Origin of the sequence: Rhodococcus sp. 008 (assembly GCF_001682295.1) — a bacterium.
In the GTDB taxonomy this organism is placed as follows: Bacteria; Actinomycetota; Actinomycetes; order Mycobacteriales; family Mycobacteriaceae; genus Rhodococcus_F; species Rhodococcus_F qingshengii.
In genome coordinates this window covers 6,328,965-6,350,088 of sequence record NZ_CP012749.1, presented here as the reverse complement: position 1 = coordinate 6,350,088, position 21,124 = coordinate 6,328,965, and the positions used below count along the sequence as shown (strand labels likewise).

Sequence of the window (21,124 nt, the reverse complement as noted above, 5' to 3'; positions counted from 1 at the left end):
CAGGCACTTCATGTGCTCGCAGTGAATAACGGGCATTGCGGACCATGCGGAGCGAGACCTTACAATCTCGTACTCACTTCTGAGTGCGAGTACACACAGCACGCTCCCGCGTGGCCGCGTGACAACTCGACTTCTGGGTTGGACGCGCCCGGGGGCTGAGGAGACTTACGTGGCCGATCAATCCCCAACCGAATCAGATTCCAGCACCACCCCGGAATTTCCCGACAAGATGCGCGTACACGCGCTGGCGAAGCTGCTCGGCGTCACCAGCAAGCAGGTCCTTGCCGAAGCCGCAGCGCTCGGTACCGAATTGCGCAGCGCGCAGTCGAGTCTCCACCGTGACGTCGCTCAGCGGATTCATGCCTCGTTGACTTCCGCGGCCGAGGCCATCGAGCCCGTCGTCGCCGAGCTCGACACCCTCATCGACCCGGTTGTCGAGGCGCCGGTTGCCGACGAGCCTGCTGCAGAAGCTCCCGTGGAGGCTCCTGTTGCAGAGGCTCCGGCCGAGAAGCCTGTCAGGGCTCGTCGCACTCGCAAAAAGGTCGTCGTCGAAGAACCTGCAGCAGAAGAAACAGTGGATCCGGCTGTCGCCGAGATCAGCGCTGGACTCGACGCCGCAGCTGCGCTGCAGAGCAAGGAAGCCGAGCAGTCCGATCTGTTCACTTCCTTCGAGGCACCGCAGACCCATCAGCCCGAGGTGGCTCCCGCCGCGCCGCAGGTCCCGCTGTTCCTGCAGCCGGATCTCGAAGCCGCCGAGGTAGCTCCGCGTCGCCGTCGCGCACGCCGCGAGCCTGCTGCACCGGCGGTCGTCGAAGAGAAGCAGACAACCGCGGAAGCCGAAACCGTCGTTCCCGAGGCAGCGCCGGTTGCAGTTCCTGCCGTCGAAGAGCCGGCTGTGACCGCACCGCAAACCGAGGGCGAGAGCGCCGAGTCCGAGGACGAGGACGACGATCAGCCGCGTCGCCGTCGTCGTGGACGCCGTGGACGTGGACGTGGTCGCGGTGAACAGGGTGGCGAGCAGGGTTCGGACGAAGAGTCGGATACCGCTACCGAATCGGAGCAGGAATCTGCCCCTGCGGCAGTCGAGAAGCAAACCGACGACGCTGCCGGCGAAGAATCCGGTGATAAGTCCGAGTCCACCGCTGATGCGGATTCCGAGAATGCCGACGATTCCGATCTCGATGCCGACGGATCGAGCCGCCGTCGCCGTCGTCGTCGTCGTCGCAAGACCGGCACCGACGGCGCCACCGACGCGACTGCGACGTCCGAGGACGATCCGCCGAACACCGTCGTTCACGAGCGCGAGCCGCGCAACAAGACCCGCGTCAAGGACGAGGTCCAGGGCATCAGTGGTTCGACACGTCTGGAAGCGAAGCGTCAGCGTCGCCGCGACGGTCGTGACGCCGGTCGTCGTCGTCCGCCGATTCTGACCGAGTCGGAGTTCCTCGCGCGTCGTGAGGCCGTCGATCGCGTCATGGTCGTGCGCGATCGGGCAGACAGCGGTCAGCCGCATGCGACTACACAGGTAGCAGTCCTCGAAGACGGAGTGCTGGTCGAGCACTTCGTCACCAACTCGGCGTCCGCGTCGATGGTCGGCAACGTGTACCTCGGACGTGTCCAGAACGTGCTCCCCAGCATGGAAGCTGCGTTCATCGACATCGGACGTGGCCGCAACGGTGTTCTCTACGCCGGTGAGGTCAACTGGGAGGCTGCCGGTCTCGGTGGCAACTCGCGCAAGATCGAGCAGGCTCTCAAGCCTGGCGATCAGGTGCTCGTTCAGGTCAGCAAGGATCCGGTCGGCCACAAGGGTGCTCGACTGACGACACAGATTTCGCTTGCCGGTCGTTTCCTCGTCTACGTGCCTGGTGGTACGTCCACGGGTATCAGCCGCAAGCTTCCGGACACCGAGCGCAAGCGTCTCAAGGAAATCTTGCGCGACATCGTGCCCGCCGACGCGGGCGTGATCATTCGCACGGCGTCCGAGGGGGTCAGCGAAGAAGAGTTGGCGCGCGACGTGACTCGTCTGCAGGCTCAGTGGGCCGGCATCGAGGAGCAGGCCGCGGCTGCGGACACCGGCAAGTCCGGCAACCCGCAGGCGTTGTACGAAGAGCCTGACATGCTGGTCAAGGTCATTCGTGATCTGTTCAACGAGGACTTCTCCAAGCTGGTCATCGAGGGCGAGAAGGCGCACACGACGGTCGAGAACTACATCAACTCCGTTGCGCCCGACCTGCTTCCGCGGCTCGAGAAGTACACGCCGAACAACGGTATCGACGTCTTCGCGGCTCGCCGTATCGACGAGCAGTTGGCCAAGGCACTCGATCGCAAGGTGTGGCTGCCGTCCGGCGGCACCCTGGTGATCGACCGCACCGAGGCCATGACCGTCGTCGACGTCAACACCGGCAAGTTCACCGGAGCCGGCGGAAACCTCGAAGAGACCGTCACCCGTAACAACCTCGAAGCGGCCGAGGAGATCGTTCGCCAGATGCGCCTGCGGGACATCGGCGGAATGATCGTCGTCGACTTCATCGACATGGTTCTCGAATCGAACCGGGACCTGGTCCTGCGTCGGCTCACCGAATGCCTGGGTCGCGATCGCACGCGCCATCAGGTGTCGGAGGTCACGTCACTCGGGCTCGTGCAGATGACGCGCAAGAAGTTGGGCACCGGATTGGTCGAGGCCTTCTCGACCACCTGTGAGCACTGCCACGGCCGCGGCATCATCGTCCATTCCGAGCCCGTCGAGGTGAAGTCCTCGGACGACGGAGGATCGCGTTCGGGCTCGCAGCGCAGTGATTCCGGTACCTCGCGCAAGAACAAGCGTGGCCGCGGAGACAAGTCGGCTTCGACCGAGTCCAACAGACAGGAAGCTCCGGCGCCGGAGGTTCCGGCCGTCGACGCGACGGTCAAGCGGGCTCATCCGGTGGCATTGGCGATGGCCTCGCATCACCACGACGACGACGAGACCGTCGCGGCCGACTCGACCGAGTCTGATTCCGCCGGTGTGTCTTCGGGGGACGATGCATCCAAAAGTGCCGATCGGCAACAAGATCGGCCGATCGATACTCCTGCTGCTGCTGAGCACCATGACGTTCCTGTTGTGGACTCTGCTGCGGAAGAAGTATCCGCAGTGGACAACGAGTCGGCCGCAGCTTCGACCGAAGCAGCTCCGCGCGGTCGTCGGCGTAGTCGCCGGGCGTCGCGGGCAGCGTCGGCACCGGTTGCCGAGGCAGCTCCCGAGGTGGGCACGGTCTTCGTGATTCCGACTCCGGAACCCGTGGTGGACGCGGTCGCGGAAAACGTTCCGGCTCCGGCCACCGAAGTTCCGGCCGAGGAAGAAGTTGTCGTCGTCAAGAGACCCCGTCGCAGGCGTGCAGCAGCACGGCCCGCAGGTCCTCCGGTAGACGGAGAGTAAGAACTACTGGCTTTCGGTCGGTTGGATGACTTCGCGATGAGCGAGGACATCCAACCGCTATCCGAAGTTTCAGCTGGTAGAAGCAGTACAGAGTAGTAAGCACCACCCCTCGGCGGGGCGGTTTGACCCTGACGGTTGCTTTCCCGTAACCTTGGAGGGTCGCCACCCGGCGGTAGAGATTCCGTGTGCCTAGAGTGCGCGTGAATGTCCCGGTACGTCAGTGCCGAGCCGAGGTGACATAAACCAGACCAGTCGCGATGCATTTGAAGCCTCAGGCAGCAGCGCGAGCAAGTTCGAAGAAGCAAGGGGTAGCCCTCCGATGGCAACGTACGCGATCGTCAAGACCGGCGGAAAGCAGTACAAGGTCGCTGTTGGTGACCTCGTCAAGGTCGAGAAGATCGAGGGTGAGCCCGGCACTGCTGTCTCGCTTGCTCCCGTTCTCGTGGTCGACGGATCTGACCTGACCACCGACGCGGCCAAGCTGGCCAAGGTCGCAGTCACCAGTGAGATCGTCGAGCACACCAAGGGCCCGAAGATCCGCATCCACAAGTTCAAGAACAAGACCGGTTACCACAAGCGTCAGGGCCACAGGCAGCCGATCACGGTGCTCAAGGTCACGGGCATCAAGTAACCAGTTCTTTCTAGCTAATTTCACCCGAGGAGGGTCAATAGCATGGCACATAAGAAGGGTGCATCCAGCTCCCGTAACGGTCGCGATTCAAACGCCCAGCGCCTCGGCGTGAAGCGCTTCGGCGGCCAGTCGGTCAGCGCAGGCGAAATCCTGGTTCGCCAGCGCGGCACGCACTTCCACCCCGGCGTCAACGTCGGCCGTGGCGGCGACGACACCCTGTTCGCTCTCGCTGCCGGTGCAGTCGAGTTCGGCCAGAAGCGTGGACGCAAGACCGTGAACATCGTTCCGGCCGTCGTTGCGGCTGAGGTCTAGTCTTTCTCGCTAGTTGTGCGTCATCGGTTCTACTTCGGTAAGCCGGTTCTGCTTTCGGTAAGAGAGTGACGCGTTCCAAGCTCCCGATAGGGGCGGACCAGGGTTGAAATAACCCGGTCCGCCCCTATCGTTTGTTTAGCAGTACCCGTTTTGCCCCGAGCAACCCTGCTCACCAGAAGTTCAGCTCATCGCGTGAGACCCGCAATTGACTGAGGAAGGATCCGGCAGTCATGTCCCGATTCATTGACCGTGTTGTGCTGCACGTCAGCGCTGGAAAAGGCGGCAATGGTTGCGCCTCCGTACACCGCGAGAAGTTCAAACCGCTCGGCGGTCCGGACGGTGCCAACGGAGGTCGCGGTGGCGACGTCATCCTCGTGGTCGACGAGAACATCCACACCCTCCTCGACTTTCACTTCCATCCCAACGCGAAGGCGACCAACGGCAAGCAGGGCGCCGGCAGCAACCGCGAGGGTGCAAACGGTGAAGACCTCATCCTCAAGGTTCCGGATGGAACTGTGGTTCTCGATACCGACGGCAACGTGCTTGCCGACCTCGTGGGAGTCGGTTCGCGCTTCGACGCCGCTCAGGGCGGCCGCGGCGGACTCGGCAACGCAGCGCTGGCGTCGAAAGCCCGCAAGGCTCCCGGTTTCGCACTCCTCGGTGAGGACGGTGTCGAGCGTGACCTGGTTCTCGAACTCAAGTCGGTAGCCGACGTCGGTCTGCTCGGATTTCCCTCTGCCGGTAAGTCTTCGCTGGTGTCCGTTCTCTCTGCGGCCAAGCCGAAGATCGCCGACTACCCCTTCACCACTCTGGTCCCCAACCTCGGCGTCGTCTCGAGCGGTGACACCACCTTCACCGTCGCCGACGTGCCCGGGCTGATCCCCGGTGCAAGCGAAGGCCGCGGTTTGGGCCTGGACTTCCTGCGCCACATCGAACGCTGCGCCGTATTGGCGCACGTGATCGACTGCGCCACCCTCGATCCGGGACGTGACCCGATATCCGACATCGACGCCCTGGAAGCAGAGCTGGCCGCGTACACGCCCGCGCTCTCCGGCGACTCGGGACTCGGTGACCTCGACAAGCGCCCGCGCGTCGTCATCCTCAACAAGACCGACGTTCCCGAGGCCGCCGAATTGGCCGAAATGGTCACGCCTGAGATCGAAGCTCGCGGATGGCCGGTCTTTACCATCTCAGCGGTGAGCCGAGAAGGATTGCGACCGTTGACATTCGCGCTGGCGAAGATGGTCCGCGACTACCGCGAAGCTCATCCGAAGCCCGAGCCGAAGCGCCAGGTCATTCGCCCGGTCAAGGTCAAGGATTCCAGCTTCACCATCGAGAAGGATCCCGATATTCCCGGTGGGTTCGTCGTCCGAGGCACCCGCCCGGAGCGGTGGATTCGTCAGACCGCCTTCGACAACGACGAGGCCGTTGGTTACCTCGCCGACCGTCTTGCTCGATTGGGCGTCGAGGACGCATTGGTCAAGAAGGGCGCTCAGCCAGGAGCTTCCGTCACCATCGGTGACGTCAGCTTCGAGTGGGAGCCGATGACGCCGGCCGGTATCGATCTGACCCGCACGGGCCGTGGAACCGACCCGCGTCTCGATCAGGTGGAGCGCATCGGCGCCGACGAGCGCAAGCACGCGCGTCGTGTCCGCCGCGGCTTGCTCGACGAAGACGCCTGACCCACGCGATTTCAGGACGAAAACCGAAGAGAGGGAACGGGACTGTGCTCGGGTCCACCAGGGAGTCGATAGCGTCGGCTCACAGTATCGTCGTGAAGATCGGGTCGTCTGCGCTCACCAGTCTGGTGGCGGGACTCGATACTCACCGACTCGATCTGTTGGCCGATGCCATCGAGGCTCGCATGCGTGCGGGTTCCGATGTCGTCGTTGTCTCGTCCGGTGCCGTCGGCGCCGGACTGGCGCCGCTGGGACTGACCAAGCGACCGCGGGATCTCGCGACCAAGCAGGCTGCGGCCAGCGTCGGTCAGTTGGCTCTGGCTCACGCCTGGGGTACGTCGTTCGCCCGTTACGGGCGTACCGTCGGGCAGGTTCTACTCACGGCTGACGACATCGCTCGACGGACGCAGCACCGCAACGCCCAACGGACACTCGATCGTCTACGGGCATTGCACGCGGTGGCGATCGTGAACGAGAACGACACCGTTGCCACCACCGAACTTCGATTCGGTGACAACGATCGGCTGGCTGCACTGGTTGCTCATCTGGTCGGCGCCGACGCGTTGATCCTGTTGTCGGATGTGGACGGACTGTACGACGGGGATCCCCGAAAGGGCGATGCCACACTGATTCCCGAGGTCAACAGTCCCGAGGATCTCGACGGTGTGGTTGCCGGTTCGGGTGGCGCCCTCGGTACCGGAGGCATGGCGTCGAAGCTCTCAGCAGCACGCCTGGCCGCTGATTCCGGCGTGCCGGTTCTGCTCGCGGCAGCATCGGACGCTGCGCAGGCACTCAGTGGTGCCGATGTCGGAACGGCATTTGCGCCCCGGCCGACGCGATTGTCGGCCCGCCGATTCTGGGTTCGTCACGCCGCTGACACATCGGGTGACCTCCACCTCGACGAAGGCGCCGTCCGCGCGGTCGTGTCCAAGCGTCGAAGCCTGCTGTCCGCTGGCATCGTCGGTGTATCCGGTGACTTCCACGCCGGCGACGTCGTGTCCCTGATGGGGCCGGGGGAGAAGCCCGTCGCCCGGGGTGTCGTTGCGTTCGACGCTGCGGAGATCGAGGAGATCCTGGGGCGCTCCACCACCGATCTACCGGCCGACATGCAGCGTCCTGTGGTTCACGCGGACGACTTGGTGGCGCTGTAGCTTTCGTGCTCGACGAGGGCGGAAAGTGCTTCAGCGCAACCGACTTCGAGCTTGAGGTCGGCGAATTCGTCGCCGCGAGTCGTGCCTCGATTGACGATGGCGATCGGCTTCCCGGTCTTGGCGGCATGCCGGACGAAACGTAGGCCGGACATCACGGTCAACGACGACCCGGCTACCAACAGTGCGTCGGATTGGTCGACGAGGCTGTACGCACGGGCGACGCGTTCCTTGGGGACGGATTCGCCGAAGTAGACGATGTCCGGTTTGAGTAAGCCACCGCACACGGCGCAATCCACGACGCGAAAGTGTGCGGTGGATTCGATCACGGCATCTGCGTCGGGTGCGATTTCGACTCCTGTTGCAGCAGCGACTGTTTCGGCGAATCCAGGATTGGCTTCTTCCAGTCTCTCCGCGAGAGTGGTACGGGAGATCAGCCGCTGGCAGCTCAGGCATCGAACCTGCGCGTAGGTGCCGTGGAGGTCGATGACGTTTCGCGCGCCGGCCTTGGTGTGCAGGAGGTCGACGTTCTGGGTGATCACGCCGACGGCTCGCCCTGTTCGTTCCAGTGCCGCGACGGCCCGGTGGCCCTGGTTGGGGCGGGAGCTGTCCATGTATCGCCAGCCGATGTGGTTGCGCGCCCAGTAGTGCCGCCGAAACGCCGGATCGCCGATGAACTGCTGGAACGTCATCGGATTGCGCGGTGGCGAATCAGGGCCGCGGTAGTCCGGGATTCCGGAGTCTGTCGAGATGCCGGCGCCTGTCAGAACTGCCAGGCGACGGCCGGCCAGGAGCTCGGGGAGGGCGTCGAGGCGGCTGTTGTCGGTAGGCACCGTTCCAGGATAGGCGCGTGTGCGAGACGGAGGCGCGGAGGAAGTCCGAAATGTTCAATAGAACACGTGTGCGATCGCCAATACTCGTACACATGAACACAGTGAACCCGATCCCTGCTGGTTACCGCACGATCACTCCCTACCTTGCGGTGCCGGACGGCCATGCCGCACTCGACTACTACAAACGAGCACTTGGAGCTGAGATAGTCGATGCGATGAACGCACCTGACGGCTCCCTCATGCATGCGGAGATCCGGATCGGCGATTCGATGCTGCAGCTTTCGCAGGAGATGCCGGACTTCGGTCTCAAATCACCGCAGGACGGCTGGGTGCATTCGTCGATCGTCGTCTACACCGAGGACACGGACGAGTTTGTCGCTCGGGCAGTCGCCGAGGGAGGCACGCTGGTCACGGCTGTGGCCGATACATTTTCGGGCGACCGGCATGGAGTGTTTCTCGATCCGTTCGGCCACAGGTGGGCAGTATGCACGAAGGTCGAGGATGTACCTGCCGAAGAGGTCGCTCGCCGGGCGCGGGCGCTTTTCTTTCCGGAGACGCAGTCGTCACAGTAATTTGTGGCAACCGTCGTCCGAGCATTCGAGCTTCGGCGGCGTGCTCAGTATCCGGCTACGGGGTCCACGAGGGCAGCCAGCGCCTCACCCTTCGCGAAGCGGGTCACGTTCTTGGAGACGTGATCCGCGAACGCGGCGGGGCGAACGCCTGGCGGATTGGAATCGTGGGGTGTGATGATCGCATTCGTCAGATCCCACAGTGGGTGACCGTCCGGGAGGGGTTCGGGATCGGTGACGTCGAGACCGGCGCCGCCGATCTGTTCCGACTCGATGGCCTCGACCAGTGCGTCGGTGTCGACCAGTGATCCGCGCGCGACATTGATCACCCAGGAATGGGGTTGCATCGCCGCCAACTGCGCACGGCCCACGAGGTGACGGGTGGCCGGGGTGGCGGGCGCAGCAATCACGAAGTGATCTGCGCGAGAATAGATTTCATCCATCCTGGATGCGGGGTGCGTCGAGATCGCCCCGGGGACCGGGCTACCGGAACGATTGACTGCGATGCTGTCCGCCCCCTGCGCGGCCAGCATCGGAATCAGCGCGCGGCCGATACCGCCTGCGCCGATGATCGCAACCGTCGAGCCACGAAGGGTGCCGATCTTGGGAAAGAACTCGAACTGACGCCACGTTCGAGCCTCGATGTGTGCAGGCAAGTGGCGAACTCCGGCCAAGAGAAGCATGAGTGCATGCTCGGCCACCGACGCCGAAAACGCACCGGCCGCCGAGGTCCACGTGATTTCTGTGTCCCTCGGAATCACACCGGAGTCGAACCAATCCTCGATTCCCGCCGACGGAAGCTGCACCCACCTGACCGACGCCGGTAACTCCGACGGAAAGGTCTCGGGTGAGCCCGCCCAGATCAGGGCGTCCGCAGTGTCGATCGGACTGATCAGACCACCGCCCCGAAGCACCGCGCTGTCGAGCAGTGCATCGGGGACGGGGCCGATCGCTACGCGTGGAGAGGTGTCAGTCGCCATGACTAGACGCTACGCGGGGACCTCCACCAGTGGGTAGACACCGTTCTCGTCGTGCACCTCACGCCCGGTGACCGGCGGATTGAACACGCACAGCATGCGCATCTGCGTGTCCGGCTCGACGCGGTGACGCTCGTGGCCGTTGAGCAGGTACATCGACCCCGGTGCGAGATCGTATTCCTTGTTGTTGTCGAGGTCGATCAGCTTGCCGGTGCCCTCGACGAGCCAGACAGCCTCGACGTGGTTGGCGTAATGGAACTCGTTGACCGAACCCGCCTTGATGGTGGTCTCGTGGAACGAGAACCCGACGCGGTCGCCGCCGAGGACGATGCGCTTGCTGCGCCAGTTTCCGTCCTCACTCGTGATGTCGCGGTCGGTGTCGGTGATCTCGGTGGTGGTGCGAACGATCATGGGAGAGTCCTTCCTCTAGCTGCAGACCTTGAGTGTCGCCTCGGCCAGGATGGAGAGGCCGTGCTCGAGCTCGTCGTCGGTAATCGTCAGTGCGGGAAGCAGTTTCACAACCTGGTCGGAGGGTCCGGAGGTCTCGGCGAGCAATCCCTCGTCGAATGCCAACTGGCAGACCTTGCCGGCGCGCTCGGGCTGTTCGAACACGAGGCCCTGAACCAAGCCACGCCCGCGGTGCGAGACCTCGCCGGGGAACTGATCGGAGAGGTTGGCGAAGCATTCGCTGATGCGTGCGCCCTTCTTCAACGTCGTCTTGGTGAGTGCGTCGTCGGACCAGTAGTGGTCGAGTGCCACCTTGGAGGTGACGAACGCCGGGTTGTTGCCGCGGAAGGTGCCGTTGTGCTCGCCCGGTCCCCAGACGTCGAGTTCACGCTTGAACAGCGTGAGCGCCATCGGCATTCCGTAGCCGCTGATCGACTTGGACAACGTGACGATGTCGGGAACGATTCCGGCCTCTTCGAAGGAGAAGAACGGGCCGGTACGGCCGCAACCCATCTGGACGTCGTCGACGATCAACAGGATTCCGCGATCCGAGCACAGTGTTGCCAGCGCCCGAAGCCATTCGGGGCGAGCGACATTGACGCCACCTTCACCCTGCACGGTTTCGACGATCACTGCCGCGGGGCGGTTGATTCCACTGCCGGAATCATCGAGAACGCGGGAGAACCACTGGAAGTCTTCGGTGACGCCGTCGAAGTAGTTGTCGAAGGGCATCGGTGTCGTGTGCACGAGGGGGACACCGGCGCCCGCGCGCTTCATCGAGTTGCCGGTCACGGAGAGTGCACCAAGTGTCATCCCGTGAAATGCGTTGGTGAAGTTGATGACTGCCGAACGTCCGGTGACCTTGCGGGCCAGCTTCAGTGCAGCCTCGACGGTGTTCGATCCGGTCGGGCCGGGGAACTGGACCTTGTAGTCCAGGCCGCGCGGCTCGAGGATGTTGCGCTGAAAGGTCTCGAGGAACTCACGCTTGGCGACTGTCGACATGTCGAGACCGTGCGTGATGCCGTCGCTCATGATGTAGTCGACCAGTGCGGACTTGAGCACCGGGTTGTTGTGGCCGTAGTTGAGGGCGCCGGCACCGGCGAAGAAATCGAGGTAGTCGCGCCCGTTCTCGTCACGAATCCAGGATCCGGATGCGCTGGTGAACACTGCGGGCCAGTCACGGCAGTAGCTGCGAACCTCGGACTCGAGGGTTTCAAAAATGCTTGCTTCGTTGATATTCATATCTTCTTTGTTCCTCCGGGGCATGCTGTATGCCGAGCGCGAAGTGCGCTAGGCGCCGATCGTGTAAAGATCTTCGGCTTCGTGTCCATCGGGAAAATCGTTGGGCGAGAACAAGGTCTGCCTGGTTATCGGTACTTCGCGCCGACGTGCGAGCGCGGTGAAGAGTGCGATCGAAGCCTCGTTGTCGGGGCTGATCGTGGTCTCCAGATGTGTAACACCCAGTGGGGCAGTGCGATCCATCAAGTCGGACAGCATGCGGGCAGCAATTGCCTTGCCGCGCTGGTCTTCGTCGACCGCAACTTGCCACACGAACAGGGTTTCCTGCGCGCTGGGACGGGTATAACCGGAAACGAATCCGACTACGCGGCCGTCTACCTCCGCGACGATGGACGTCGCGCTGAAATCCCTGCACCACAACAGGTATGCATAACTCGAATTGAGGTCGAGCACCTTCGAATCACGTGCGATCTCCCAGAGCCGGACTCCGTCATCGATCTGTGGGCTTCTGAACAACACCGCGTCCGGCGCGGTGGTCGGGATAGCTCTCGTATCAACAGGCTTCATCGGTCATCTGAACGTAACAATCATTGCTGTCGAAGTCATGCAGATGTCCGTTTCGGGCCGTGTGGAACCCGTTGCGCCCCAGGTGAGGACATGAATGTGATGGTGCTCACATTATGTAACTTTTGCCGTTGTCGGAGCGACTATTTCGGGCAAAAACTCGCTATTTCGGGCTTGCGAGCGCCAACGGAAGTACAGAGTGAGCACCAGCCTGTCGAAGTGCGCGCGCGGCCATCGTGAAAGTCCAACCGGTATCGGCGATTGCGTCGACAAGAAGTATTGGTCCCTGATGGATACTCATGTCCGGGACTTCCCAAACATCGACCAGTCCGGACACGCGGTAGGCGGAGTTCGCTGCCGACACCGGAGGGTGGTCGGGTCGCAAGCGAAGGGTGCCCAGGTCGGTCAATCGCCCGACCTCGGCCAACTTGGCAGCCAGGCTCGACACCAACAAAGGATGCGTCGTGGATTCGAGGGCCATGACGCCGGTGGGTCGCTCGGCCCAATTCCAGGCGGCCAGAACGCTGATACACGCGCTGACCACCGCATCGGGTACCTCGGCGTCGGGACCGTCGAAAAGCGCGCGGAGACGTTGACCCCAGCCCAGGTCCGACATCCGTCCGAGAATGCGCCCGGTTTCGGGCCCCTCGGTGATCTTCCCGGACAGCTTGACGCCCAGCTTGCTCAGGCCGGTCGGCCACATCTTGCGCGGCTCCAGGTCGAATCCGGGGCGCTGCAAGCGCGCCCGAGTCTCGTCGAGGGCGGCGGTGTCGACAGTGGTGTCGTAGCGATTGCCTGTGCAGTTGTCACAGCGACCGCACTGTGAGTTCTCCGAGGTCAGACCAGGATCGTCGAGTTGTTCACGCAGGAAGGTCATTCGACACGTCGTGATGCTCTGGTACTCGACCATTGCGGCCTGCTCGGCCTGGCGAGCGTCGTCGAGTCGGCCGTAGCGCTCGGCGTCGTACACCCAGGGTTCGCCGGTGCTGATCCACCCGCCCTTGACGCGTTTGACCGCGCCGTCGACGTCGAGGACTTTGAGGACCATCTCGAGACGCGTGCGATTGAGCTCCACCAGAGGTTCGAGTGCCGGTGTCGACGTGGCCTTTTCGGTGTCGAGGTGTTCGATGACGCTGCGGACCAGGTGCTCGCGGGGGAAGGCGACCGAGGCGAAGTAACTCCAGATCTGCTTGTCCTCGGCGCCAGGCAGGAGGATCACGTCTGCCCTGTCGGTGGAACGACCGGCGCGGCCCACCTGCTGGTAGTACGAGATCGGCGACGACGGTGCGCCGAGGTGGACGACGAACCCGAGATCAGGCTTGTCGAAGCCCATCCCGAGTGCCGAGGTGGCCACCAGAGCCTTGACGCGATTACCCAACAAGTCCTGCTCGAGAGATTCACGTTCAGTGGGATCGGTCTGGCCCGTGTAGGCGGCGACGGTATGGCCGCGCTCGGAGAGCAGGCTTGCGAGGTCGCGCGCGGCCGAAACCGTCAGCGTGTAGATGATGCCCGAACCCGGCAGCGTCTCGAGCATGTCGGCAAGCCAGGCAGCGCGCGCCGTCGCCTCCGGAATGTGGACTACAGAGAGGTGAAGCGATTCGCGTTCGAGCCCGCCGCGAAGGACGAGGGTTTCCTCACCGCCGACGCCGAGTTGGGCGGACACGTCCTCGACGACGCGGTTGTTGGCCGTCGCCGTGGTTGCGAGGACGGGAATGCCCTCGCCGAGTTCGGCGATCAAGGTCCTGATGCGGCGGTAGTCGGGACGGAAGTCGTGGCCCCAGTCGGAAACGCAGTGAGCCTCGTCGACTACGACCAGGCCGGCATCAGCTGCCAGGGCCGGGAGCACCTGATCGCGGAAGTCAGGGTTGTTCAGGCGCTCGGGGCTGACCAGAAGGACGTCGAGATCATTGGCTGCGACGCGGGCATGGATGTCGTCCCATTCGGTGACGTTGCCCGAATTGATGGTTGCGGCGCGCACTCCGGCACGTTCGGCAGAACTGACCTGGTTTCGCATCAGGGCCAACAACGGAGAGACGATGACGGTGGGGCCGTGGCCCGTTGCCCGGAGCAGCTTCGCCGAGATGAAGTAGACCGCAGATTTGCCCCAGCCGGTCCGCTGTACGACGAGCGCGCGTTTGCGCTGCACCACCAGCGCCTCGATGGCCGTCCACTGGTCCTCGCGTAGGCGGGCATCCGGCCCCGCGAGTTCGCGGAGCAGCCGCTCGGCTTCGTCGCGCATGGCTGGGGCAGTGGCGGTGGTCATGGACCCCATGGTGCACGACCCTGCCGACACGTGCGGGCTTCAGGCCTTGGCAACAGGTTCCTGCAGTTCGGTGACCCAGAAGTCGACATCCTCCGGGCACGCCAGCGTCACCTCACGGCTGGGGCCGGCATTGCGGTATCCCGCTGCGTCGATCCATTGGGCCAACGCCTGATAAGCGGGCAGGCAGTTGTCCATCGAACCCTTGTGCAGCAGCGAGGCCACGTGCTCTTCGGCCCGCAGGTCCACCACAGCGAACTCGTAGTCGCCATCGGGATTCGCGTCTACCGGTAGCGCCGCATGGACGACGACGTTCTCGTCGTCACCGGCATCCTCGTAGTAAGCGACAGCGGGTCCGATCGCGGCGATACCGGCACGATCCAAACCGGTACAAAGGCGCTCGTACAACCCGCGAACCACCGGGCCGATCGACGACGGATCCATCGTCTTGGCGGTACCGGTCAACTCCGCGACCCGCAGCGCCGGAACTGACTTGATCACAACCTCGTATGCGGACATCTGTCCCTCACTTTCGATGATCCGTAGGCGCGCCTGTACATGCGCCAGTCGCGCGGTGTCTTCCTGGATTCGGGTTTCGAGTTCTGCTCGGCGAAGCGTGAGCATCCCGCGGATCTCGTCGACGGTGACCGCCGACTCCACCACTTGCTGGACCTGGGCCAGAGTCAGGCCCAACTCCTTGAGAGCGACGATGCGGTTGAGCAGCGCCAACTGGCCCGCGGTGTACGAGCGATACCCGGTGGATGCGTCGACCCTCGCGGGTCTGAGCAGACCGATGGCGTCGTAGTGGCGGAGCATGCGCACCGACACACGACCTGCTCTCGCGAAGTCTCCGATGCTCAACATCCTTGCTCGCCCCGTTTCTCTCTCACAAACCCGATACCTACAGGTTTACGACCTCACACGGTGTCAGAGTCAAGCTGTCGGTTCAGGACTTTTTCGATCGCAGCGCGAGTGGGTGACGACACCGACGCGCCGCGGACCGTCGTCGCCAGACTTCCCGCCGTGGCAGCGAACTGCAGGGCGCGGTCCTGGCCCTGCACCCACTCCACGGCGAAGGCGCCGGTGAAAGCATCGCCTGCGCCAGTTGTATCCACGGGTGTCACGGCCGGGGAGTCGGCGTGGATTGTCTCCTCGCCCGACCGGAGATCCGCGCCGCCGGCCCCGAGCGTCGTGACGAGGTATCGGACGCGACCGGTGACCGCGGCCAACTGCTCCGACTCGGTCTGGTTGACGATCAGGATGTCGACAGACTCGATCAGGGCGCCCGGAAGGTCTTGTACCGGCGAAGGATTGAGGATGACAGTTGTTCCGTTGGCACGCGCGTGCCGGGCCGCTGCGGTGACCGTGTCGAGGGGTATTTCGAGTTGGCACAGTAGAACGTCGGCGTGTGCGATCGCGTCGAGGTCTGCTTCTGACAACGAGGTGACCGAGGAATTGGCGCCCGGGACGACGATGATGTTGTTCTCCGCGTCCTCGCTCACGGTGATGGCGGCAACGCCGCTCGGGCCGTCGACACTACGAAGCAACGCGGTGTCGACCCCGGCGTCTTGCAGGGTCTCGCGCAATTGGGTGCCGAAACCGTCGTCGCCGACCGCGCCGACGAACGACACGTCCCCACCGGCTTTCGCGGCGGCGATGGCCTGGTTGCTGCCTTTGCCTCCCGCCGCGGTGGCAAAGGCAGTGCCGAGCAGCGTTTCTCCCGGAGCTGGGAATCTGGATACTGACGTGGTCAGATCCATGTTGATACTGCCGACGACGACGATTCGAGGCGTGCTCATACCTCGAGGTTATCGGCCTTCATTCTCTTTCGACGAACCTTGCGGATGATCCGACGTGCTTCCTCGTCGGTGGCGACGGAGGGCGGAGAGCCGTCGAGTGGCTTGCGTGCGGTCTCGGGGATCATCAGGACTGCGATACCGCCGATCACGGCGGCGATCATCATGTACATCGGTGCGACCAAGTTGCTGCCCGTTGCACTTTCGAGGGCGGTGAGCACCAGGGGAGTGGTCCCGCCGAAGATGGAGACCGCGAGGTTGTATCCGATTGCCAAGCCGCCGTACCTGATTCCGGTCGGAAAGAGTGCGGGAAGCACGGACGGGAACACACCGACGAACAGCAGGAGCAAGCCGCCGAGAATTGCGAGTCCCAGGAAGACCGTCACGTAGTTGCCGACGCCGATCAGAAGGTAGGCAGGCAGGGACAGGACGAAGAATCCGATGAAACCGCTGAGCAGCAAGGGTTTACGCCCGACGCGGTCCGAGAACTTTCCGACGTAGCTGATTCCCATCATCATCACGATCATGACGATGATCATCAGAACGAGTCCGTGGGATTCGTCGTAACCCAACGTGTTGGTCAGATACGTCGGCATGTAGCTGAGCAGTCCGTAGTGAGCGATGTTGTACGTGGCCACCAGGACGATGCACAGAACAAGCGGACGCCAGTTGTCGACGAGAGTTTCGCGTAGTTTCTTGCCTGTGGATTCATCTGCGAGGGAGCGCTCTTCGGCCTGCTCCATCATCTGGAATGCGGGGGTTTCCTCCAAACGCAGACGGAGGTACAGGCCGATGAGACCCAGAGGTCCGGCAATGAGGAAGGGGATGCGCCAGCCCCACTGGAGTAGGTCCTCGGCACTGACGACGGTCTGGATGATCGTCACGATGCCCGCTGCCGCCACATATCCTGCCAGAGTCCCGAATTCGAGGAAGCTGGCGAAGAAACCGCGGCGCTTGTCCGGTGCGTATTCGGCGACGAACGTACTGGCTCCGCCGTATTCGCCGCCGGTGGAAAAGCCCTGCAGTAGGCGTAGGAGTACCAGCAGGATCGGGGCGGCGATACCGATGGATTCGTAGCTCGGGATGAGGCCGATGGCGAAGGTGCTGCCCGCCATCAGAATGATGGTGGTGGCCAGGACTTTCTTGCGTCCGATGCGGTCACCGAGTGGACCGAAGAACAATCCGCCGAGTGGGCGGACGATGAAGGCTGCCGCAAAAATTGCAAAGGTAGAGAGGAGTTGAGCGCTGCCGCTCGCGTCCGGGAAGAACACTTTTCCTATAGTGGTAGCTAGATATGCGTAAACGCCGAAATCGAACCACTCCATGGCATTTCCGAGCATCGTTGCCTTGACAGCGCGCTTGACGGACGCATTGTCGGTGACGCAGACATCGGGTGATTCGGCCACTTCGAGAGCGCTTATCGAGTTCTCTGGTGTAGTCATGACATGCGCTCCCCAGCGCAATCATCGAACCGAGCGGGGCACGTACCTGATGCACGCATCTTTTCGTTGCCCACTCGCCGATGAGCCGGTCGGGAAATCGAGCGTCCGCGTGCCCTGTGGCTCGTTGCGACCCCCGTCGCACGGCTCTGGCCCGCGGCAGTGTCCGGAGCCCACAGGGCTCCGGACTACCGGCAAGTAAGACGCTTACGCTATCAAAGTTGTGCGCGGGAGCCGATTTTCGGGCTAGAAGGCGCGGGCGTACTGCGACGGGATATGCGGTCCTACCTCGGCGTTCAGTTCACGGGCCGCCCGGCGCGCCCAGTAGGGATCACGCAACAGTTCGCGGCCGAGGAGCACCGCCACTGCGCTTCCGTCTTCGACGATCTTCTCGGCCTGTTCGGGTTCGGTGATGAGGCCGACGGCGGCGGCCGGTAGCAGGCTCTCGTTCTGCAGGCGACGGGCGAACGGAACCTGGTATCCCGGCTCCACCGGAATCTTGGCCGCCGGTGAATTACCGCCGGTGGACACGTCGACGAGATCGACGCCGTAGTCGGAGAGGATGTTGGCGAGGGCAACGGTCTGATCCGCGGTCCAGCTGTCGACCTCGAGCCCACGCTCTTCCGTCAGCCAATCGGTCGCCGAGACCCGGACGAAGAGCGGTAGCTCGGCCGGCCACACCTCGCGGACTGCGCTCAGGATTTCGAGGAGCAATCGGATGCGGTTCTCGAAGCTGCCTCCGTAGCGGTCCGTTCGCTTGTTGCTCTCGGGGGAGAGGAACTGATGGATCAGGTATCCGTGGGCCGCGTGAATTTCCACGACCTTGAATTCGGCCTTCAATGCGCGGGTAGCCGCCGCTGCGAAGTCCGCGACGACCTTCTCGATGCCCTCCGTGGTGAGCTCGACCGGATCGGCAAGGTGACCGAACGGAACCGCGCTCGGGGCAACCGTCTGCCACGAGAGTCGGTCGTCGGCGGGCAGACTCTTGCCGCCGCGCCACGGAACCTGCGTCGACGCTTTGCGTCCGGCGTGGGCCAGCTGAATTCCGGGCACTGCGCCGAAGTACGCGAGTTGCGCGTTGATCTCGGCGAAGGCTTGCGCCTGCGTGTCGTTCCAGATCCCCAGATCAGCTGCCGATATGCGGCCTTCGGGATTGACGGCCGTCGCCTCGGTGAGAATCAGGCCGGTGCCGCCGATTGCACGGCTCACCAGATGCGTGCGATGCCACTCGTTGGGCACTCCGACCTGGTCGCCGATGACGTCAGCGGAGTACTGGCACATCGGTGCCATCCAGACGCGGTTCGGGATGGTGACGCCGCGCAGGGTCAAAGGCTCGAACAACACACTCACGGATGGCTCCTGACTCGAAGAAGAAGGTCGGTGGGTGCAACAGTGTCGCGCGCCGGAATTGTTCCCAGGCGGTCCGCCTAAATGTTCGCAGGCGGTCCGCCGAAATGTTCGCAGGCGGTCCGCCTAAATGTTCGCAGGCGGTCCGCCGGAATGGTCCCGGGTGGTCACAGCCTCGTTCCGCCGAGCAGGCCGTCACGGTGGGTGGTTAATGTGTATTCATGACCGCTGTGACTTCCAACGCAGAAACCGTCGACTCGAACGCGTCCGACACCAAGTCCGTCGTGCACGACGCCGCACGCCGAGCCCGTAAGGCTTCGCGCGTCCTGGCTCTGCTGACCACCGCGCAGAAGGATGCTGCGCTCAACGCCGCAGCCGACGCGGTACTCGCGGCAAGTGATCGGATTCTCGCGGCCAACGCTCTCGATATCGACACCGCGAAGGCGGGCGGCACCGAGGAATCGCTGCTCGACCGTCTTCGTCTGACCGCTGACCGGATCGAGGGCATCGCGTCGGGTTTGCGTCAGGTTGCCGGACTACCCGATCCGATCGGTGAAGTGCTTCGTGGATCCACTCTGCCGAACGGTTTGGAACTACGTCAGCAGCGCGTTCCGCTCGGTGTCGTCGGCATGGTCTACGAGGCTCGCCCCAATGTTACCGTCGACGCTTTCGGGCTGACTCTCAAGTCGGGAAATGCTGCGCTGCTTCGTGGTTCGTCCTCGGCAGTCAAGTCCAACGAAGCGTTGGTGGAGGCGCTACGCGCGTCGTTGGTTGCTCAGGGGCTCCCCGAGGACTCCGTTCAACTTCTGCCGAGTGCGGATCGTTCGACGGTCACGCACCTCATCCAGGCCCGCGGCCTCGTCGACGTCGTCATCCCGCGCGGCGGTGCCGGCTTGATCAGCGCCGTCGTGCGTGATGCCACCGTGCCCACCATCGAGACCGGTGTCGGTAACTGCCACGTCTATGTTCACTCGGCCGCCGATCTACTGATGGCCGAGAAGATTCTTCTCAACTCCAAAACCCGTCGGCCCAGTGTCTGCAATACAGCCGAAACCGTCCTGGTCGACGCTGCGATCGCCGAGACTGCCGTGCCGAAGCTGCTCCAAGCGCTCCAGATGCACGACGTCGTCGTGCACGGTGATCTGCCGGGACTGGTTCCCGCGACCGAGGACGACTGGTCGAAGGAATACCTCACCCTCGACGTCGCCCTCAAGGTCGTCAAGGACCTGGACGCTGCCGTCGAGCACATCGACCAGTACGGGACCGGCCACACCGAAGCCATCGTGACGTCCGATCTCTCGGCTGCCCGCGAGTTCACCGCTCGAGTCGACGCTGCGGCAGTGATGGTCAATGCGTCGACTGCCTTCACCGACGGTGAGCAGTTCGGGTTCGGCGCCGAGATCGGCATCTCCACCCAGAAACTGCACGCGCGTGGCCCCATGGGGCTACCGGAACTGACGTCCACCAAGTGGATCGTCTGGGGCGACGGGCATACCCGACCCGCCTGAAAAGTTCACCAGACTTGCCCCACCTCTCAAGGAGTTAACCGTGGACCGAGCACTTCCCGACACGACGCCGTTCTTCTCGACCGTCGACGACGTGATCGAACGGCTGGCCGAAACTGGCTATCTGTCCGACAAGGCCACCGCGACGGCAGTCTTCCTGGCCGATCGTCTGGGCAAGCCGCTGCTCATCGAGGGCCCGGCCGGTGTCGGAAAGACGGAACTCGCCCGCGCAGTCGCCCAGACCACGGGCGCAGAACTGGTGCGTCTGCAGTGCTACGAGGGCGTCGACGAGGCTCGTGCGCTGTACGAGTGGAACCACGCGAAGCAGATTCTTCGGATTCAGTCGGGCGGGGCGAGCGGAGCGAGGGGTGATGTCGCGGTCGACCACAGCTGGGATTCGACGAAGGCGGATGTGTTCTCGGAGGAGTTCCTGCTCGCTCGTCCACTGCTCAAGGCCATTCGCCGCGAGGACCCGACGGTGCTGTTGATCGACGAGACGGACAAGGCCGACGTCGAGATCGAAGGTCTGCTCCTCGAAGTGCTCAGCGACTTCGCGGTCACGATCCCCGAGCTCGGAACCATTACCGCCACCCGCAAGCCGTTCACGGTGTTGACCTCGAATACCACTCGCGAACTCTCGGAGGCTCTGAAGCGTCGTTGCCTCTTCCTGCATCTCGACTTCCCGGACGCCGACCTCGAGCGTCGCATCCTCGCAAGCCGCGTGCCGGAGCTTCCTGAAGCGATTGCCGAGCAGCTGGTCAACACCATTCGTGTTCTTCGCGGAATGCAGCTCAAGAAGGTCCCTTCGGTATCCGAGACCATCGACTGGGGACGCACCCTTCTTGCTCTGGGCATGGACACTCTCGACGACGATGCCGTTCGCGCCACGCTCGGCGTGATCCTCAAGCACCAGTCGGACCAGGTGCGTGCCGCCGCTGAACTTCGGCTGAACTGAGGTCTGAC

At 63.5% G+C, this 21,124-nt stretch carries 18 protein-coding genes; 8 read left to right on the top strand and 10 right to left on the bottom strand.

Going from position 1 to position 21,124, the window contains the following annotated elements; genetic code table 11:
• The first annotated feature begins 169 nt into the window (after window positions 1-169).
• The 5 genes from AOT96_RS29325 (at window position 170) to proB (ending at window position 7,188) form a co-directional block, all read left to right on the top strand.
• On the top strand, window positions 170-3,415 hold the full coding sequence (locus tag AOT96_RS29325; RefSeq protein ID WP_065352682.1) for a translation initiation factor IF-2 N-terminal domain-containing protein: 3,246 nt from the start codon (window positions 170-172) through the stop codon (window positions 3,413-3,415).
• 319 nt (window positions 3,416-3,734) lie between these two features.
• On the top strand, window positions 3,735-4,046 hold the full coding sequence (rplU, locus tag AOT96_RS29320; protein WP_003944533.1) for a 50S ribosomal protein L21: 312 nt from the start codon (window positions 3,735-3,737) through the stop codon (window positions 4,044-4,046).
• A gap of 42 nt (window positions 4,047-4,088) precedes the next feature.
• Window positions 4,089-4,358 (top strand): 50S ribosomal protein L27, encoded by a 270-nt coding sequence (gene rpmA, locus AOT96_RS29315; RefSeq protein ID WP_003944532.1) that lies wholly within the window; start codon window positions 4,089-4,091, stop codon window positions 4,356-4,358.
• A 230-nt stretch (window positions 4,359-4,588) separates the two neighbouring features.
• Window positions 4,589-6,040, top strand: a complete 1,452-nt coding sequence (gene obgE, locus AOT96_RS29310) for a GTPase ObgE (protein ID WP_003944579.1) — start codon at window positions 4,589-4,591, stop codon at window positions 6,038-6,040.
• Between the two features lie 44 nt (window positions 6,041-6,084).
• Complete coding sequence (proB, locus tag AOT96_RS29305; RefSeq protein WP_003944552.1) at window positions 6,085-7,188, top strand: glutamate 5-kinase; 1,104 nt, start codon at window positions 6,085-6,087, stop codon at window positions 7,186-7,188.
• On the opposite strand, the gene AOT96_RS29300 is transcribed toward proB, so the two are convergent.
• Entirely contained in the window at window positions 7,161-8,018 is an 858-nt protein-coding gene (locus tag AOT96_RS29300; protein ID WP_042450219.1) for an NAD-dependent protein deacetylase, read from the bottom strand. The genes proB and AOT96_RS29300 overlap by 28 nt on opposite strands.
• 50 nt (window positions 8,019-8,068) lie before the next feature.
• On the opposite strand from AOT96_RS29300, the gene AOT96_RS29295 reads away from it, so the two are divergent.
• A complete protein-coding gene (locus AOT96_RS29295) occupies window positions 8,069-8,590 on the top strand; it encodes a VOC family protein (RefSeq protein WP_081305478.1) in 522 nt (173 codons plus the stop codon).
• A gap of 44 nt (window positions 8,591-8,634) precedes the next feature.
• Here the strand turns inward: AOT96_RS29295 and AOT96_RS29290 are convergent, their stop codons facing one another.
• From AOT96_RS29290 to AOT96_RS29250, 9 genes are all read right to left on the bottom strand, one after another.
• Window positions 8,635-9,567, bottom strand: coding sequence for a D-isomer specific 2-hydroxyacid dehydrogenase family protein (locus AOT96_RS29290; protein WP_050654639.1), 933 nt, complete (start codon window positions 9,565-9,567; stop codon window positions 8,635-8,637).
• Between the two features lie 9 nt (window positions 9,568-9,576).
• Window positions 9,577-9,975, bottom strand: a complete 399-nt coding sequence (locus tag AOT96_RS29285) for an ectoine synthase (protein ID WP_003944463.1) — start codon at window positions 9,973-9,975, stop codon at window positions 9,577-9,579.
• Window positions 9,976-9,990: 15 nt separating this feature from the next.
• Window positions 9,991-11,253, bottom strand: a complete 1,263-nt coding sequence (gene ectB, locus AOT96_RS29280) for a diaminobutyrate--2-oxoglutarate transaminase (protein WP_007731008.1) — start codon at window positions 11,251-11,253, stop codon at window positions 9,991-9,993.
• Window positions 11,254-11,301: 48 nt separating this feature from the next.
• Window positions 11,302-11,817: a diaminobutyrate acetyltransferase gene (ectA, locus tag AOT96_RS29275; protein ID WP_003944572.1), complete on the bottom strand. Its 516-nt coding sequence runs from the start codon at window positions 11,815-11,817 to the stop codon at window positions 11,302-11,304.
• Between the two features lie 160 nt (window positions 11,818-11,977).
• Window positions 11,978-14,077, bottom strand: coding sequence for a RecQ family ATP-dependent DNA helicase (locus AOT96_RS29270; RefSeq protein ID WP_030536630.1), 2,100 nt, complete (start codon window positions 14,075-14,077; stop codon window positions 11,978-11,980).
• Window positions 14,078-14,116: 39 nt separating this feature from the next.
• Window positions 14,117-14,938, bottom strand: coding sequence for a MerR family transcriptional regulator (locus AOT96_RS29265; RefSeq protein ID WP_050654640.1), 822 nt, complete (start codon window positions 14,936-14,938; stop codon window positions 14,117-14,119).
• A gap of 53 nt (window positions 14,939-14,991) precedes the next feature.
• The gene (locus AOT96_RS29260) at window positions 14,992-15,873 is read right to left on the bottom strand and encodes a ribokinase (protein WP_042450215.1); all 882 of its coding nucleotides are present in this window, start codon (window positions 15,871-15,873) and stop codon (window positions 14,992-14,994) included.
• On the bottom strand, window positions 15,870-17,312 hold the full coding sequence (locus AOT96_RS29255) for an MFS transporter (RefSeq protein ID WP_003944479.1): 1,443 nt from the start codon (window positions 17,310-17,312) through the stop codon (window positions 15,870-15,872). Before AOT96_RS29255 ends, AOT96_RS29260 begins: the two co-directional genes overlap by 4 nt.
• Window positions 17,313-17,555: 243 nt before the next feature.
• Window positions 17,556-18,659 carry an NADH:flavin oxidoreductase/NADH oxidase gene (locus AOT96_RS29250; RefSeq protein WP_042924054.1) on the bottom strand — a complete coding sequence of 368 codons (1,104 nt, stop codon included), beginning with the start codon at window positions 18,657-18,659 and terminating at the stop codon, window positions 17,556-17,558.
• Between the two features lie 218 nt (window positions 18,660-18,877).
• Between AOT96_RS29250 and AOT96_RS29245 the strand changes: the two genes are divergently transcribed.
• Together AOT96_RS29245 and AOT96_RS29240 are read left to right on the top strand one after the other, a co-directional pair.
• Complete coding sequence (locus AOT96_RS29245; RefSeq protein ID WP_007731018.1) at window positions 18,878-20,164, top strand: glutamate-5-semialdehyde dehydrogenase; 1,287 nt, start codon at window positions 18,878-18,880, stop codon at window positions 20,162-20,164.
• A gap of 40 nt (window positions 20,165-20,204) precedes the next feature.
• Window positions 20,205-21,116 (top strand): AAA family ATPase, encoded by a 912-nt coding sequence (locus AOT96_RS29240; protein WP_065352681.1) that lies wholly within the window; start codon window positions 20,205-20,207, stop codon window positions 21,114-21,116.
• The last annotated feature ends 8 nt before the right edge of the window (window positions 21,117-21,124 follow it).

Coding starts and splice junctions, on each gene's coding strand:
- AOT96_RS29290 (WP_050654639.1), bottom strand. CDS start 9,567: ATGGCGACTGACACCTCTCCACGCGTAGCGATCGGCCCCGTCCCCGAT.
- ectA (WP_003944572.1), bottom strand. CDS start 11,817: ATGAAGCCTGTTGATACGAGAGCTATCCCGACCACCGCGCCGGACGCG.
- AOT96_RS29245 (WP_007731018.1), top strand. CDS start 18,878: ATGACCGCTGTGACTTCCAACGCAGAAACCGTCGACTCGAACGCGTCC.
- AOT96_RS29260 (WP_042450215.1), bottom strand. CDS start 15,873: ATGAGCACGCCTCGAATCGTCGTCGTCGGCAGTATCAACATGGATCTG.
- rplU (WP_003944533.1), top strand. CDS start 3,735: ATGGCAACGTACGCGATCGTCAAGACCGGCGGAAAGCAGTACAAGGTC.
- rpmA (WP_003944532.1), top strand. CDS start 4,089: ATGGCACATAAGAAGGGTGCATCCAGCTCCCGTAACGGTCGCGATTCA.
- AOT96_RS29285 (WP_003944463.1), bottom strand. CDS start 9,975: ATGATCGTTCGCACCACCACCGAGATCACCGACACCGACCGCGACATC.
- ectB (WP_007731008.1), bottom strand. CDS start 11,253: ATGAATATCAACGAAGCAAGCATTTTTGAAACCCTCGAGTCCGAGGTT.
- AOT96_RS29265 (WP_050654640.1), bottom strand. CDS start 14,938: ATGTTGAGCATCGGAGACTTCGCGAGAGCAGGTCGTGTGTCGGTGCGC.
- AOT96_RS29295 (WP_081305478.1), top strand. CDS start 8,069: ATGTTCAATAGAACACGTGTGCGATCGCCAATACTCGTACACATGAAC.
- obgE (WP_003944579.1), top strand. CDS start 4,589: ATGTCCCGATTCATTGACCGTGTTGTGCTGCACGTCAGCGCTGGAAAA.
- AOT96_RS29255 (WP_003944479.1), bottom strand. CDS start 17,312: ATGACTACACCAGAGAACTCGATAAGCGCTCTCGAAGTGGCCGAATCA.
- AOT96_RS29270 (WP_030536630.1), bottom strand. CDS start 14,077: ATGACCACCGCCACTGCCCCAGCCATGCGCGACGAAGCCGAGCGGCTG.